This is a genomic window from Streptomyces sp. NPDC020299, from assembly GCF_044387825.1.
Classification (GTDB): Bacteria; Actinomycetota; Actinomycetes; order Streptomycetales; family Streptomycetaceae; genus Streptomyces.
Genome location: NZ_JBIRWL010000037.1, coordinates 16,461 through 31,598, shown reverse-complemented (window position 1 = coordinate 31,598; position 15,138 = coordinate 16,461). Strand labels below are relative to the sequence as shown.

General features: G+C 69.6%; 16 protein-coding genes and 1 pseudogene. 9 read left to right on the top strand and 8 right to left on the bottom strand.

Features of this window, described 5'->3' with window-relative positions; all coding sequences use genetic code 11:
- The first annotated feature begins 306 nt into the window (after positions 1-306).
- The 3 genes from ACH45E_RS45205 (at position 307) to ACH45E_RS45195 (ending at position 2,536) form a co-directional block, all read left to right on the top strand.
- Positions 307-954 (top strand): HD domain-containing protein, encoded by a 648-nt coding sequence (locus ACH45E_RS45205; RefSeq protein WP_361457462.1) that lies wholly within the window; start codon positions 307-309, stop codon positions 952-954.
- Between the two features lie 8 nt (positions 955-962).
- Positions 963-1,952 (top strand): GlxA family transcriptional regulator, encoded by a 990-nt coding sequence (locus tag ACH45E_RS45200; protein ID WP_361457459.1) that lies wholly within the window; start codon positions 963-965, stop codon positions 1,950-1,952.
- A 92-nt stretch (positions 1,953-2,044) separates the two neighbouring features.
- A complete protein-coding gene (locus tag ACH45E_RS45195) occupies positions 2,045-2,536 on the top strand; it encodes a helix-turn-helix domain-containing protein (RefSeq protein ID WP_361457456.1) in 492 nt (163 codons plus the stop codon).
- A gap of 170 nt (positions 2,537-2,706) precedes the next feature.
- Here ACH45E_RS45195 and ACH45E_RS45190 read toward each other — a convergent pair whose 3' ends face one another.
- Complete coding sequence (locus ACH45E_RS45190; protein ID WP_361457453.1) at positions 2,707-3,192, bottom strand: helix-turn-helix domain-containing protein; 486 nt, start codon at positions 3,190-3,192, stop codon at positions 2,707-2,709.
- A gap of 78 nt (positions 3,193-3,270) precedes the next feature.
- Between ACH45E_RS45190 and ACH45E_RS45185 the strand changes: the two genes are divergently transcribed.
- From ACH45E_RS45185 to ACH45E_RS45175, 3 genes are all read left to right on the top strand, one after another.
- The gene (locus ACH45E_RS45185; RefSeq protein ID WP_361457450.1) at positions 3,271-4,581 is read left to right on the top strand and encodes an MFS transporter; all 1,311 of its coding nucleotides are present in this window, start codon (positions 3,271-3,273) and stop codon (positions 4,579-4,581) included.
- Between the two features lie 12 nt (positions 4,582-4,593).
- Positions 4,594-4,716: a hypothetical protein gene (locus ACH45E_RS45180; RefSeq protein ID WP_361457447.1), complete on the top strand. Its 123-nt coding sequence runs from the start codon at positions 4,594-4,596 to the stop codon at positions 4,714-4,716.
- Positions 4,717-5,066: 350 nt separating this feature from the next.
- Positions 5,067-5,840, top strand: a complete 774-nt coding sequence (locus tag ACH45E_RS45175; RefSeq protein ID WP_399042863.1) for a helix-turn-helix transcriptional regulator — start codon at positions 5,067-5,069, stop codon at positions 5,838-5,840.
- A 165-nt stretch (positions 5,841-6,005) separates the two neighbouring features.
- Here the strand turns inward: ACH45E_RS45175 and ACH45E_RS45170 are convergent, their stop codons facing one another.
- The gene (locus ACH45E_RS45170; protein ID WP_361457441.1) at positions 6,006-6,134 is read right to left on the bottom strand and encodes a hypothetical protein; all 129 of its coding nucleotides are present in this window, start codon (positions 6,132-6,134) and stop codon (positions 6,006-6,008) included.
- A gap of 12 nt (positions 6,135-6,146) precedes the next feature.
- Positions 6,147-6,359 (bottom strand): annotated as a pseudogene (locus tag ACH45E_RS45165) (winged helix-turn-helix transcriptional regulator); the annotation flags it as partial.
- 331 nt (positions 6,360-6,690) lie between these two features.
- Between ACH45E_RS45165 and ACH45E_RS45160 the strand changes: the two are divergent.
- The gene (locus tag ACH45E_RS45160) at positions 6,691-8,409 is read left to right on the top strand and encodes an MFS transporter (protein ID WP_361457465.1); all 1,719 of its coding nucleotides are present in this window, start codon (positions 6,691-6,693) and stop codon (positions 8,407-8,409) included.
- On the opposite strand, the gene ACH45E_RS45155 is transcribed toward ACH45E_RS45160, so the two are convergent.
- The 4 genes from ACH45E_RS45155 to ACH45E_RS45140 all read right to left on the bottom strand — a co-directional run bounded on the left by ACH45E_RS45155 (position 8,322) and on the right by ACH45E_RS45140 (position 11,772).
- On the bottom strand, positions 8,322-9,293 hold the full coding sequence (locus ACH45E_RS45155; protein WP_361457438.1) for an alpha/beta hydrolase fold domain-containing protein: 972 nt from the start codon (positions 9,291-9,293) through the stop codon (positions 8,322-8,324). The genes ACH45E_RS45160 and ACH45E_RS45155 overlap by 88 nt on opposite strands.
- Before the next feature lie 274 nt (positions 9,294-9,567).
- Positions 9,568-10,188, bottom strand: coding sequence for a TetR/AcrR family transcriptional regulator (locus ACH45E_RS45150; RefSeq protein ID WP_361457435.1), 621 nt, complete (start codon positions 10,186-10,188; stop codon positions 9,568-9,570).
- Positions 10,189-10,329: 141 nt separating this feature from the next.
- Positions 10,330-11,112: an SDR family oxidoreductase gene (locus ACH45E_RS45145; protein ID WP_361457432.1), complete on the bottom strand. Its 783-nt coding sequence runs from the start codon at positions 11,110-11,112 to the stop codon at positions 10,330-10,332.
- Between the two features lie 81 nt (positions 11,113-11,193).
- Complete coding sequence (locus ACH45E_RS45140; RefSeq protein ID WP_361457429.1) at positions 11,194-11,772, bottom strand: TetR/AcrR family transcriptional regulator; 579 nt, start codon at positions 11,770-11,772, stop codon at positions 11,194-11,196.
- A gap of 881 nt (positions 11,773-12,653) precedes the next feature.
- Here ACH45E_RS45140 and ACH45E_RS45135 point away from each other — a divergent pair.
- Entirely contained in the window at positions 12,654-13,241 is a 588-nt protein-coding gene (locus tag ACH45E_RS45135) for a TetR/AcrR family transcriptional regulator (RefSeq protein WP_361457426.1), read from the top strand.
- 158 nt (positions 13,242-13,399) lie between these two features.
- Here the strand turns inward: ACH45E_RS45135 and ACH45E_RS45130 are convergent, their stop codons facing one another.
- Entirely contained in the window at positions 13,400-14,119 is a 720-nt protein-coding gene (locus tag ACH45E_RS45130; RefSeq protein WP_361457423.1) for a hypothetical protein, read from the bottom strand.
- 170 nt (positions 14,120-14,289) lie between these two features.
- Between ACH45E_RS45130 and ACH45E_RS45125 the strand changes: the two genes are divergently transcribed.
- Positions 14,290-15,123, top strand: a complete 834-nt coding sequence (locus tag ACH45E_RS45125) for an alpha/beta fold hydrolase (RefSeq protein ID WP_361457420.1) — start codon at positions 14,290-14,292, stop codon at positions 15,121-15,123.
- Positions 15,124-15,138: the final 15 nt, after the last annotated feature.

Sequence of the window (15,138 nt, the reverse complement as noted above, 5' to 3'; positions counted from 1 at the left end):
GGCGAGGCTTCTTCTTCCCCATGCTCTCCATGATGGACATCCTCCCGGGGCTGAACCCCTGATCTCGGATGTCCGCCAAAGCGGATCAAGCCCACAGGCAGAGAAGCCAGGCGAGCGCGAAGTCGGCCCGTCGGCGGGCCATGACGGTGGAGCCCAGGCGGAGTTCGCGGCACCCGCCATCTCTAAGGCATGTCCTCATCTGTGGGATAGGTGTCCCGATCGCCATGGCGTAGCAGGGACCGCCGGCATCAGGCTGGAGGCGCCGCCGAGCGAACGGCGACCGCACACACAGAGAAGGCGGACACCATGGGAACTCAGAGCGGCGGGACGGCCGACGTCGACGTGCCGGACACGAAGCTGGTCCGGGAGGCGACAGAGCTGATCCGGGACACCACGAGCGAACTCGTCTACCACCACTCCCGCCGGGTGTACTTCTTCGGCAGCCTGCAGGGCCGCAACCGCGATCTGAGCTTCGACCCGGAGCTCCTCTACCTCGGCGCCATGTTCCACGACGTGGGCCTGAACGACACCTTCCACAGCAGCGGCCGCCGCTTCGAAGTGGACAGCGCCGAGGAAGCGAAGCGGTTCCTGCAGGCGCACGGGGTTGCGGACGACAGCATCCGCCGGGTCTGGACGGCGATCGCCCTGCACACCACGCCCGGGATCCCGGAGTTCATGGAGCCGGAGGTGGCCCTGGTCACCGCCGGGGTGGAGTACGACGTACTGGGCATCGGGTACGGTGCGATCCCGGAGGCGGACCGGGCCGAGATCGTGGCCCTGCACCCTCGCCCCGACTTCAAGCGCCGGATCCTTGAGGCATTCACCGACGGTATCCGGCCCAAGCCGGAGACGACGTTCGGCAACGTGAAGGCCGACGTGCTGGAGCACTTCGTTCCCGGCTTCCAGCGCGGTGACTTCGTTCGTACGATCCTCGGTTCCCCGTGGAAGGAGTAGGTCCGCCGGTGTCCCACCGCCGCCACACGGTCGCCGTCGTCGCCTTCGACGCGGTGCAGCTTCTCGACGTCACCGGCCCGGTCGAGGTCTTCACGACCGCCAATCGCTACGGTGCGCACTACGACGTGCGGGTCGTCTCGCCCACCGGTGCCGACGTCGTCACCTCCTCGGGACTGGCGGTCGGCGTCCACGGCGCCTTCTCCTCGCTCCCTGGCAGGATCGGCACCCTGGTGGTGCCCGGGAGGCGGGACTGGCGGGCCGCTGTCGGCGACACGGACCTGGTGCAGTCGGTCACGCACCTGGCCGGCCGGGCCGCGCGCGTGACCTCCGTGTGCGGAGGAGCGTTCGTTCTGGCCGCGACCGGCCTGCTGGACGGTCGGCGTGCCGCGACGCACTGGGAGCTCGCGCCCGACCTTGCGGTCGCCTTTCCGGAAGTGCGGGTGAAAAGCGATCCCGTGTTCGTCCGGGACGGCCACGTCGTCACCTCGGCCGGGGTGACGGCGGGTATCGACCTTGCGCTGTCCCTGGTCGAGGAGGACTGGGGGGCCGAGGTGGCGCGCAGCGTGGCCAGGCAACTGGTCGTCTTCATGGCCAGACCCGGCGGGCAGGCGCAGTTCAGCGCCCGCATGGTTCCCGGCCAGCCTCGGCACTCGGCGGTGCGACGCGTGATGGACCACGTGGGCAGCGACCCCTCGGCCGCGCACACCCTCGATTCACTGGCAGCCGTCGGCGGTGTCAGCGTCCGGCACCTGGCACGGCTCTTCCGCAGCGAGATCGGCATGTCGCCCGGGCAGTACGTCGAATCCATCAGGACCGAGGCCGCCCAGGCTCTCCTGGAGAACGGCGACGGCACCGTGGAGGAAGTGGCACAGCAGGCGGGGTTTGGTTCCTCGGAGTCGCTGCGCCGGGTTTTCCAGCACACCCTCGGCGTCTCTCCGACCGAGTATCGCGCCCGCTTCCGCAGCACCGCCGGCAGTCGCCGAATCGTCGATGCCTGAGAGCCATCCGTAAGAGAAGAGTCCGCCGGAAGATCCAGACCCGCCTTCTTTCAGTTTGGCCTTCAAACCGAAATACGTGGCAGTATGGGGGCATGGTTGTCCGACGTGATCCCCAGACTCTGGCCGGCCGGCCGTGCGCCATCGCGGCGTCCGTGCAACTGATCGGCGACCGCTGGTCGATGCTGGTGATTCGCGAAGTGATCTTCGGTAATCACCAGTTCAGCCAGATCGCCCGCAACACAGGCGCCCCGCGCGACCGGCTGACAGCGCGGCTGCGCGGCCTCGTCGAGGCTGGGGTCCTCGAACGCCGCCCCGCCAGCGAGGGCGCCCGCCACGAGGGCTACTACCTCACCAAGGCCGGCGAGGACCTTCGCCCCGTCCTGCGGGCCCTGCTCGCCTGGGGCGACAAGTGGGCCGTGACAGATCCTCCGCTGCGCCTGACCCACCACGATCACCCGCTGGAGCTGGAGAGCCACTGCGCCACCTGCGGCGAGAAGGTCGACGACGCCGATCTCACCGACGAAATGCTCGCGCCCGGGTGGGACATGCGAGGACGGCTGGACGAGGTGGTCGCCGAGGCGTGAGGGCCGGGCCGCCGACGCGGGTACGGCGGCCTTCCCCCTTCGCCCGGGCGGCTCTCGCGATCCGCCGCGTGCCGCGATGAGTGCCGGTGCCGTTTGGGGGCCTGCCCGGCCGTGCGCAGCGGATCTGTCGCCCATGCGCGTCAGCCCGGCCGGAAAGAGCCCGGCAGGCCCTAACGCCGGGCCGACCGCACCGTGACCTCCTCGGGCTTCACCTCATGCCCCGCGGCGCACACCAGCCGCGCGGCCACCGGCTCGTCGCAGTCCGTGTGGTGCAGAGTCAGCGGGGGCCCGGAAGGCCGGGGCAGGTGCTGGTCCCCCCATTGCATGAGCGCGACGAGGACCGGCTGCAGGTCCACGCCGGCCAGGGTCAGGACGTATTCATGACGGGTGCGCTGCCCGGGTTCCTGGTAGGGGCGGCGCTCGAGGAGACCTGCGCTCACCAGTTCCCGCAGGCGCGTGGCGGCGACGGCCTCCGTGATGCCGACACGGCGTACGAAGTCGTCGTACCGGGTCGTCCCGTAGTGCGCCTCCCGCATGATCAACATGGCCGACCGGGTGCCCAGAACGCGCATGGTTCCGTCGATGGAGCAGTCCTCGGCAGTCCACTGCGACCGGTCGGCCAGTTCACCCGCCAAAGTCATGTGCGTCGATTCCATGACCACCTCCCTCTGACTGCAATTTTACATAGCCAGCAGAGGTGGGTACGGTCTCTGACTATGGCATCCTCAAGTCAGGTGACTGTGGAGCCGGCACCCGGCCGTGCGCAGCGGCGGCCGGGCGTCGTGCTGACCGCGCTGAGTGCGTCCGGTTTCATGGCGGGCCTGGACGTGTTCATCGTGAACGTGGCTCTGGACGACATCGGCCATGACTTCCCCGGCGCCTCGCTGGCGGACATGAGCTGGATCCTGAACGCCTATGCCATCGTCTACGCCGCGCTGCTGGTGCCGCTGGGCAGCCTGGCCGACCGCTACGGCAGCAAGCGCGGCTTCCTGCTGGGCCTGACGGTGTTCACCTCGGCCAGCGCCGCGTGTGCGGCGAGCCCCGGGCTGTGGGCCCTGGTCGTCTTCCGCGGCCTGCAGGCGGCGGGAGCGGCGGCACTGACCCCGGCCGGCCTGGGCCTGCTGCTTGCGGCCACGGCTCCCGAGCGGCGCGCCAGGGCGGTGCGGATCTGGTCCGCTTCCGCAGCCCTGGCCGCGGCCGCCGGTCCGGGGCTGGGCGGAGGGCTGGTGCAGTCGTCCTGGCGGTGGATCTTCCTGGTCAACGTGCCCGTGGGTGCAGTGGCACTCGTTGCCGGCGCCCGCTTCCTCCCCAACGTCCGCAGGGCCAGGACGGGCCGGATCCCGGACGTCTTCGGGGGCCTTGTCCTTGCGCCGTCGATCGCTTCACTCAGCCTGGCGCTCGTCAAGGGCCCCGGCTGGGGCTGGTCATCACCAACGACCGTGGGGTGCCTTCTGGCGGCCGCCGCGGGAGCCGCCGTGTTCGCCCGCCGCACGGCACACCACGCGCCGCCACTGATCCCGCCCGCCCTGCTCCGGGTGAAGGCGTTCGCCTGGTCCAACGCCACGGCGCTGCTGTTCTCCGTCGCCTTTGGCGCCAACCTGCTGGCCATCGTCCTGTGGACGCAACAGGTGTGGCACTACAGCGCCCTGCGGACGGGACTGGCCGTCGCCCCGGGACCGCTCATGGTGCCGCTGTTCGCCGCGCTCGCGCAGTACGCGACGCGCCGGGTGCCGGCCGGGGTGATCGCCACCGTCGGCAGCCTGCTGTACGGGCTCGCCGCCGTACTGCTGGCACTGCGGATCGGGACAGCTCCCCACTACGCCGCCGGACTGCTGCCCAGCATGCTCATCTCGGGAGCCGGGGTAGGGCTCGCCATGCCGACCATCCTCGCCTGCGCCACGGCCGACTTGAGCCCTGCCCAGGGCGCCACGGGCTCGGCCATGGTCAACATGAGCCACCAAATCGGCAACAGTCTCGGCGTCGCGGCCCTGGTCGCCACTCTCACGACGGCTACTGCCGGCAACACCCCCAGTCCCTCCCCGTAGGGCTGGTGGCTCGTGTCGGGTGCCGCACTCCTCGCGGCGCTGTGCGCTCTGGGCATGACCCCTCGCGGGCAGACGGCCGACACCGTCGCACAGGCGCCCGCCCAGGCCGCCTCCGCCACCACCGTGACGGACTGAGGATCAATCATCTCCCGGCATGTCCGACCAACGCCCGCCAGTGCGGACGGCGTTACACCTGCCCATGCCGCGATGAATCGCATTACGACGACAGATTCCGCTGTTTTCTGTCGTTGTTCTCTTCCTCCCCGCACCCCCTGACGCAGACCGCAGAAGAAACCACAAAAACCTGAACCGCCGCCCCGCCAGAGCAAGTTGGGTATATACGCAGGGCCGGGCGCGAACAACACCAGAAGAGGCGGAAACGATTCATGAGTTCACCCACCGATCTCAAGGATTTCCTCAAGTCCCGGCGGTCCAGGCTCACACCTGAGGACATCGGCCTGCCCACCGACGGTGGACTTCGGCGCGTGGCAGGACTGCGCCGCGAGGAAGTCGCGATGGCCGCCGCGATCAGCGTCGACTACTACACCCGAATGGAACAGGGCCGTGTTTCGGCTGTCTCGGCGGAGATCCTGGACGCCCTTGCAGGCGTCCTGCGCCTGGACGAAGAGGAAACCCGCCATCTGCACCGAATCGCTGGCGTCACCCCTCGCTCCGGGCCCCGCCAACTGACGGACCGGGACCAGAAGCAGACCGTCCGGTCGACGCTGCGGAGCATGCTGGACTCCCTCATGGGCCATCCCGCCCTGGTGATGGGACGCGCGATGACAGTACTCGCCTGGAACCGGGCGGCCGCCGCGCTCCTGGGCGACTTCGGCAACCGGGCACCGGCCGACCGCAACATCGCGAAGATGACCTTTCTCGACCACAGTTCCAGAGGGCTCTACGCGGACTGGGACGAGTGCGCACGGGAAAACGCCGGCTATTTGCGCCTGGAGGCCGGACGTTACCCAGGAGATCCCCTCCTGACATCCGTGATCGGCGAACTGGCCGTCAAGAGTCCTGAATTCCGCACCATGTGGGCTGATCACCGGGTCCGGGACAAGACATCCGGCACCAAGAATTTCCACCACCCGATCGTGGGAGATCTGCGACTCTCCTACGAGGCGTTGCGCGTGGTCGATAATCCGCGCCAGGCCCTGGTCGTCTACTCCGCCGAGCCCGGCAGTACTTCCGCGGACGCCCTCCGTCTGCTTCTGGACTGGACGTCCGATTCGCCGCACAACACGGTGAGTTCCTAGCACCCCGCCCTGGACGGCGGGTATTGCTGCCGTCCCCCCAGCCCTTCCGCAGCTCTGCCTCGTGCGCCGCCCCATGCCCACCGTGACCTGATGCCGCGTGCACCCCGTCGGTGCTCCGGCAGGACCATGTCCGGTGTCGGATCCGCCCCGCCCTTTGTCACCGGCTCACCCCCGGGCCACGGGCACGGCATGCACCGTCGGCAGGCTCGTCTCCTGTCCGCAGTGGGCGCACACCAGTTGCCAATGCATCTGCAGGCCGCACGCGTGCTCGAGCACCGTGGTGGGTTCGTCCACGGCCCATCTCTCGCCCACAGCAGCAGCGCCGCGAAGAAGGGGCAAGAGCCCGCGTCCGGCCTGCGTGAGGAAGTACTCCAAGCGCGGCGGACGCCGGCTGTAGCGGCGCCGTTCGATCAGGTCCGCCGACTCCAGCCTGGCGAGCCGGGCGCTGAGGACGCCCCGTGAGGCCGCGTGAAGCTGGGGATCCGCTCGAAGCGGCGCACACCGCGGGCGAGCCCTGATGATCAGAAGTGTCCTGTTCGCTGATGAGGCCGAGCGCCGCCTTCATGGAGCAGTGCCGGGGTCCCGGCGGCTGATCCGCCATGGCGGGTGAGCCGGCCCACGCTTCTTCCGTCATGCCATTACCCAGCCCAGTTAGTTTGTTTTCCAAACTAATACTGCTAGCGTCGCCACGTCGGTGTGACCTTCACACCAAGGGGGATGTCACGTCCGTACTGGAACCCGCCATCTCGCTGCCCGGGTACGGTGATCCGCCGCAGCAGCCCGAGCCGGCCCCGGGGCACAGCCCGATGCGCATCCTCGCGCTCAGCAGCTTCGGCGTGTCGTCGTCTTCCTGGACACCGCGATCGTCAACGTGGCCTTCGAGACGATCAGCCACAGCTTCGGCACCACCGCGAGCAAGCTGGCGTGGGTCCTCAACGCCTACAGCCTGGCCTTCGCGGCGATCCTCATCCCCGCCGGACGCCTGGCGGACCGCTACGGACGCAAGAAGCTCTTCCTGATCGGTCTCGGCGGGTTCGCCCTCATGAGCGCGCTGTGCGGGCTCGCCCCAGCGCCCGGCGTGCTCATCGCCGGCCGGGCACTCCAGGCGCTGTTCGCGGCCCTCGTCGTCCCCACGTCGCTGGCCCTCCTCCTGCCGGAGTTCCCCGGCGCCCGGCGGCATGCCGCGGTCGGCACCTGGGGGGCCATGGGTGCCGCCGCCGCGGCCTGCGGGCCGACGCTCGGCGCGTTGCTGCTGCAGTACGCGTCCTGGCGCTGGATCTTCCTGGTCAACGCGCCGATCTGCGCGGTCATGATCGTGTTCGGTGCGCGGATCCTGCGCGAGTCCCGCGACCAGCACGCCGAGGGACTTCCCGATCCCGTCGCCGTGGTGCTGGTGGCCGCGGTTCCCGCAGCGCTGAGCTACGCCATCATCCAGGGGCCCACCAGGGGCTGGAGTTCGAGGGTCGTCATCGCCGCCTTCGTGGCGGCCGCCGTGCTGACCCCGCTGCTGCTGTGGCGCTCGGCGACGGCGGCCCGCCCGGTGATCGACCTGTCACTGTTCAGCGACCGGCAGTTCAGCCTGATGAACCTCGCGATCCTGCTGTTCTCCATGTCCTTCTACGGCACGCTGCTGAGCAACGTCATCTTCCTGCAGCAAGTCTGGGGATACTCGGTGCTGCGGGCCGCCCTGGCCGGCGCTCCCGGTCCGCTGCTCGTGGCGCTCATCGCCCGCTCGGCCAGCCGCCTGGCGGCGCGGATCGGATTCCGGCCCGTTCTTCTGCTCGGCGGCGTGACCTGGATGGCGGGGGCCGCCCTTCTCGCGGCCGGAGTCGACGCCTCGCCCCACTGGGCCGCGCACTGGCTGCCCCCCGTGCTGCTCACCGGTGCCGGCATCGGTCTGACGCTGCCCGTCCAGGCCGGCGCCGCGGTCGCGTCGCTGCCCGACCACCGGTCGGTCCGGGACCGGTTCCGCGGTGAGCCAGAGCTTCCGGCAACTGGGCGCCGTGCTCGGCATCAGCCTGTTCGTCGCCGTCGTCGGGAATCCCGGGCCGGCGCAGGCCGTCCGTACCTTCTAGCACATATGGTGGGTGTTCGGCGTAATCGGCCTGGTCAGCGGGCTGATCGTCTGGCTCCCCGTGCAGACTCGCAGTGCCGGCGGCGCGAAGCCGGCCGGGGCCGCCGGCAAGTCGGCCGACGTCTCATGTTGAGCCGTCCGGAGCCGCACCGGCCGTCCGCGCAAGGCCGGTCGTCCGCAGGGGCACCCGAGGGTGCCCTCCGTGGAGAAGGGGAATCCGGGCGGGTGGCCGGACTCTGCCGAGCCCGGCCACCCGCCCGGATCCTGTCACTGCCGCGGTCCCGGAGCAGCAGGTGCATGCATACCTGGTGCCCGCTGCTCACGAAGGGACGTTGTCCGACCCCTGGTCGGCCGTGCTGGAGCCCTGCGCGTCACCTCCGCTCGTGGCAAGGGGCCAAGGACGTCGTTCAGAGGCCCAGCGTGCGGCGCACCCAGTTGGTGCGGGCCTCCCGGGACGCGACCGCGATGGCCGTGTCCGCGGCGACGAGCTCGTAGAGGTGGAAACCGCCCGCCCAGACGTGCAGTTCGGCCGAACCGCCGGCCGCCCAGATCGCCGAGGCGTACGCGGCGCTCTCGTCACGGACAAGGTCCACGCTGCCGACCTCGAGGTAGGCGGGCGGCAGGTTGGAGAGGTCGGTGGCCCGGCTCGGGGACTCGTAGGGGGAGACGTCGGCGGTGCCGCGACGGTCCCCGAGGGCGGCGTTCCAGCCGGTGAAGTTGCTGGTGCGGTCCCAGACGCCGATGCCGTCGACCTGGTGGCTGGAGACCGTGTCGTTGCGGTCGTCGAGCATCGGGTAGGTGAGCAGCTGCCCGGCGAGAGCGGGGCCGTCGTTGTCCCGGGCCTTGAGCGCGACCGCGGCCGCCAGGCCGGCGCCCGCGCTCATGCCGGCCGCGATCAGCTTGGCCGGGTCGAAGCCGAGCTCCTCGGCGTGCTCCGCGGTCCACTTCAGGGCGGCGTAGGAGTCCTCGACCTGGGCGGGCGCCGGGTTCTCCGGGGCCAGCCGGTATTCCGCCGTGACGACGACGGCGTCCAGCTGCTCGACGTAGTCGACGAGCGGAGCGATGCCGACGAAGCGGTCGCCGAAGATCAGGCCGCCGACGTGGGTGAAGAAGAAGCCGGGACCGGGAGTGCCGTGGTCGGTGCGGCGGAAGACGGAGACCAGCAGGTCCGGAGCGCCCTCGGGGCCGGGAATCGTGCGCTCGAAGTGCTCGATCGGACGGCCCTTGATGAGCTCCTCGACGCCGGGGGTGAAGCCGCCGGACCGCAGCGCCGGGATGTCCTCGGGGTACAGCGACGAGTTGAACGACTGCAGAACGACGTCGAGGACGGGCTTGAGCTCGCGGTCGAACGGCGGGGCGGGGTACTTCGCGTTGGACATGAGTGACCTCAGGGATACAGGCCGCACGAGAGGCGGCATCGACGCCTGCTGACTTGCAGGTTGTGAAGTCAGCTTAACAGTGACTGACCGCCAGTCATTCACAGGCCCTGGAAAGCGTGCTGTGATGCGCGTCACCGTGCCGTCCGGCCGTGGGCCAAACCGGACGGCCCGGCAGGCGCGGGGCGCGCCAAACGCCTGCGGGGTGGCCGGCAGTTGGCTGCCGGCCACCCCGCAGGTGAGGTGCCGCATACGTCCCTGGCGCCGGGTCCGGCGGTTACCCGCGCCCGGTTTCCTTGAGTCCGAACACCGCACGGGTCATGTGACCCGAGGCCGTCACCACTTCCTCGTGGGAGAGGGGGGCGTAGCCGGTGATCGCGTCCGTGACGGCTCCGCAGAACCCGTGGAAAAGGGCACGGGCCATCATGTCCGGCTGCTCGCAGATGACGTCGCCGCTCTTGACGCCCTCCTGCGCGGCAGCCGCGATCATGCCGATCAGGCGTTCGTTGGCGGCCGCGTGCACCTCCTGGGCGCCCGCCCCGTCGTACAGGACCCGGTGCAGGTCGGCGTGGTCGAGTGCGAAGCGGCAGAGCGATTCCAGGACGTCCACGAGCCGCCTGGCCAGGGGTACGCCCGCATCGCCGAGGATCTTCTCGCCGACGCCGGCGAAGTTGTCCATGTGGCGCTCCCACAGGGCCGCGGCCGCCTCGTCCTTGGTCTTGAAGTAGAGGTAGAACGTGCCTTTGGAGACCTCGGCGAGGGTCGTGATCTCCTCGATCCGGGCGTCGGCGATGCCCTTGCGGGCGAACACCTCGGCCGCGGCGTCGAGGATGTCCTTGCGGCGCTCCTCCGGCGGCTTGGCGACCCGTTTCCGCTTGGCGGTGGCGGGGGTTCCCATCGGCGCTCCTTTTGTCGTCGCGCCCTGTCTGCACGACCGAATGACTGACTGCAAGTCAATCGTACGCTCCTGGCGGAAGCGCCGGTCTCAGGCAGTCCGGACGTCCGGGGGCCACGCGTCGGCAGCCCGCAGCGGCGGCGCTCAGACCGCCTTGTGCTGGCCGCCGTCGACCAGGTAGTCGGCACCCGTGATGCTGGCCGCGGCGTCGGACAGGAGGAAGGTGATGGCCGACGCGATCTCCTCGGGCTCGACGAACCGGCCGGTGGTGATGCCCAGCGCCCCGGGTGCCTGCTTGAGGAAGGTGGGGATGTCCATGCCGAAGGCCGCCGCGATCTGGCCGCCGAACTTCTCCGGGCCGTCGTAGATGGAGCTGCGGACGAACCCGGGGGAGAGGGTGTTCACGCGGACGCCCTGCGGCCCGAACTCCTCCGCGAGGGCCTTGCCGAGCGCGGTGACCGCGGCCTTGGCGGCGGCGTAGGCCACCGGGCCGAGGCCTGGCAGACGGGCGGCGACCGTGGACACGTTCACGATGGCGCCCTTGCGCTCCACGAGGCTGGGCAGGGCGGCCCGGGTGACTCGGACCGTGCTGAGCAGGTTGACGTCGAGGATGGCCGTCCACTTCTCGTCACCGGTGTCGAGGAAGCCCTGGACGGCCAGGTCGTCACCGCCGCCGACATTGTTGACGAGCAGATCGATTCCGCCCAGCTCGGCCAGCGCCTGCTCGATCAGGGTGTGCGCACCCTCCGCGGTGGAGAGGTCGGCGGCCACCCCGATGGCGCCCGTCTCCTTCAGCTCAGTGGTGATCGTGCGGGAGGCGCCGACGACCCGGACGCCCTCGGCGACGAGTGCCTTGACCGTGGCCAGTCCGATACCGCGGCTGGCGCCGGTGACGACGGCGGTCTTGGAGGCGAGCTTCAGATCCATGAGACATCCTTTTCTTGAACTCTAGGTACAAAATATGGGTATGGGCGCACCCCGCCCCCGCCGCACGTCGCGGAAGTGCGGTCAGAGCAGGTCGATGGTGGTGTCGATCACCCTGACGAGCCGGTCGGGCCCCGGTTCGACCCGGCCCATGAGTCGCATGCCGGTCACCGTGTTGAGCAGCAGACCGGCCAGCGCTTTCGCGTCACGCCCGGTGCTGATCTCGCCCGCGCGCTGGCCTTCTTCCAGCAGGGCCTGGAAGGCATCCTCCGTGCGGTCGAGCATGCCCCGGACCTGGGTCGTCACGGACTCATCCGTGACGCCGAACTCGGCGGCACTGTTCATCGCGAGACAGCCCCGGCGCCCGGGGTCGGCGAGGTCCGTCTCGGCGAGGGCATGCAGCGCCCTGCGTAGGCGCTCCTTCACCGGACCGGAGTCCTCCAGGAGTTCTTTCACGGTCGAGGCCTGGATCTCCAGGTAGCGGCGCATCGCCAGGTCGAACAACTGGCGCTTGCCGCCAAAGGCGTTGTAGAGACTGCCCTTGCCGATGCCCAGGGTGTCGGCAAGGCACTGAGGCGTCGTGGCGCCGTATCCCTGACGCCAGAACACCTGCATCGCCTGCTCGACGGCCGTGTCCGGGTCGAACTCCTTGGGCCTTCCCATGGCGGGACCTTAGCAGGATTTCGGACCTGGAGGTCAAATATGCGGACCTTGCTCTCGCGTCGCCTCGACGGGAGGCCTGTACGCGCGGCCGGCGGCCGGTCTGCTGGGCTCTCCTCGGCGGCCTCCGCGGCCCGCGGCAGGCACGGTGCTGTCCTTGCCGGTCGCGGACCGGGGCGCCGTTGACGTGACGAGTGAGAGCCCTTAGGTCTGAGACGTGCCGCTTTGTTCAAGCGGCAGTCTCCGTCCAGCTGGCTATGGCAGACTAAAGTCAGAACGGTTGGGTACGGCCGACACCGCCGGGATGCGTCCGCAAGGCCCCTGCCCCTGTCCGAGGCAATCAGTTGGAGGGCACGTCAGTCATGGCACCTGAGGTCCGCCTCCCTCCGAGGCGACGGCAGTTTCCGACCGGGGGCGATCTTCCCGTCCATCGCATCGGCTGCGGCGCGATGCACGGGCGGCAGTGTCTTGCGCCGGGCTGTCGGGCTGAGTGTCGACTTCACCGGCACGGCGGACCCCACGGCCCGTCCGCGAGCGAGTAGTGGGGAGCTTGTTCCTCAGACGCGCGTCCCAAGCCATGCGCGTCGATGACGAGTTCGTCATGCAGCACAGCCGCCGCTGCGGTCATCACCAGCCGTGGCGCCTCGGTGGCGGTCGACATCGCCCGCGTGGGGAACGCCCTCCCCGAAGCACCGGGAGAGCTCCAGGACGAGGCCGCCCGTGAGCAAACCCTCAGCGGTCTGCCCACGTTCGGCGATGGGTTCCCTGAGGAGCGCTGAAGACCGGACGGGGCCTCCCGGCTAGTCCCCAAGTGTGTCCGTGCCGCGCCGAACCCAGGATCAATCGGCAGCCGGACCCTACGTGAGAGAGAAGAGGAGCGTGCCGTGCGGTACGGCAAAGAGCACAAGCAGGCGACGCGACGGCGGATCATCGAGACGGCCGGCCGCCGCTTCAAACGGGACGGCTTCGACGGTTCGGGGATGTCAACGCTCATGGCGGACGCGGGGCTGACCACGGGTGCCTTCTACGGCCACTTCGCATCCAAGGGCGACCTGGTTGCCGCCGCGGTCGCCGACCAGCTGGGCAAGCAGGGTGAGAGCTTCCACTCGCGGGCACCTGGCCGCGCCGGACTTGAGCAGCTTGTGCGTGAGTACCTGTCCGTGCAGCAGCGTGACAACCGTGAGGACGGCTGCCCTTCCGCCGCCCTGCTCGACGAGATCGGGCGCTGCACGGACGCCACCAAGCAGGCATACACCGACGGCATGCTGGCCAGCGTCGAAAACATCGCTGCCCGCTTGGCGCCGCACGATCCGCCGTCGGCACGCATCAAGGCACTCACCGTCTTCGCCATGATGGTCGGGACGCTGCAGCTCTCCCGGGCCCTGACCGACCCACAGCTTGCAGGCGACATCCTCGAGCAGGGCATTGACAACGCCCTCACGCTGTTCGGCGCCGACGAGCATCAGAGTTGATGCGCCGCATCACCGAGGTCTTGTCCGCCCCGGGCCGGAGAGCCGGGGGCCGGGTCTCCGGCCGCGAGCAGGCATGACCGCGGCTGCTTCGAGCGGCGAGGGCTGCGTGGCCCAACGGCTCGCCTGAACCTCGCGGCCTGGAAGCCCCGGCTCCTGATTCAGTGGACGGTGATCTGCGTCAGGTCGATGGTGACGAGAACCGGCGTCGGTACGGAACGGCCGTCCTCGCGGACCGGGACGACGTAGCGGCGGGTCGGGAAGAGTAGACCGGAGACCTCCCTGTGGGCGTCGCTGTAGTGCGCGGCCGGTGAAGCGCCGAGAACCTCCGCGGCGTAGTCGTGGCGGCGCAGGAGACCGGCGGAGTCGAAGTGGAATACCTGCTCCCTGCTGTGCGTGGCGATGTCCTCGGGGAACACCGCGCGCAGCCGGCGCCATCTCTCACCGGCCTCCTCCCGCGGCTCCAGCTCCTCCACCTGCACACCGGGCATGGTCAACAGGAAGGGTGCGGTCAGGTAGTTCCACATGGCATAGCCCCCGAAGTACAGGGCGTGCAGCTGGTCCCATGGCGAGTCGGGGCCGTGTCCCGCGAAGGCCGTTCGCGGGGAACGGCGCTGCGTGAGCACGTTGCGTGCGTGATCCTCGATCGACACCCTGCCGGGAGTGAACACCCCGCGCAGCCCGGGCCCGGTGAAGCCGTGGTAGACGAGGTGCTGGCGCCGGACGTCGAGGGTGAAGTCGGCGGTGGCGAAGATCCCTTCCTGCCCGCGCGAGCCCCACAGGAGCCCGCCCACGGAGCCCTGTACGTGAATCGACCGAGCCCGGCGCCAGCGGTCGAGACCGCCGTGAGCATCGAGTGCGTGGTCCAGGAGATCGGACATGCCGCGATTCCTTTCGTGTTCATGGTGCCCATGGGAGCGGGACGCCGGCTTCGGCTCAGGAACCCGTCCCCAACGAGTTAGTTCGAGAATCAAACCAGATTCCCTTGACTCAGGTTCCCGCGCATGCCTAGTGTCTAGGTAGACAGAACGTTCTCCCTCTTGGAGTCGACATGACGTTCAACGATGCCCACGACGCCCCGGCGGTGGTGCTCATCCACGGGTTGTGGGTGACTTCTCGCAGCTGGGAGCACTGGGTCGCGCACTACACCGCCCAGGGGTTCCGGGTGCTGGCTCCGGCCTGGCCCGGAGTGGAGGGGGAGGTCGAGGACTTGAGGCTGGACCCCTCCTCCATGGCCGGCATCGGCCTGGAGGAGGTGGTGAACCACTACGAGGCCATCGTGCGGAACCTGGACCGGCCCGCCGTCCTGATCGGTCATTCCTTCGGCGGGACCATCGTCCAGCTCCTCCTCGACCGCGGCCTGGGCGCCGCGGGCGTGGCCATCGACTCGGCGGCGGTCAAGGGGGTCCTCCCCCTGCCTCTGTCCACGCTTCGCTCCACCTGGCCGGTGCTGCGCAGTCCGGCCAACAAGGGCAAGGCGATGGGACTTTCCCCCCGGCAGTTCCACTACGCGTTCGCCAACACCCTCAGCGAACAGGAGTCACTGGCCGCCTACGACCGCTACCACGTGCCCGGTTCGGCCCGGGTGCTGTTCCAGGGCGCCTTCGCGAACTTCAATCCGCGGGCGGTCACCCGTGTCGACTTCCGCAACGACAGGCGCGCACCGCTGCTGTTCATCGCGGGCGGTGCGGACCACATCGTGCCGCCCAAGGTGAACCGGGCCAACGCGCGCCTGTACCGGAAGTCCGTGGCGCTCACCGACTACCAGGAGTTCGCCGGCCGGTCCCACCTCACGATCGGCCAGGACGGCTGGCAGGAGGTCGCCGACTACGCCATGGACTGGGCCCTCAACCGCGCTCCGCTCCTGGAGACGCCGCTCACCTGACGCCCCGGCGTCCCC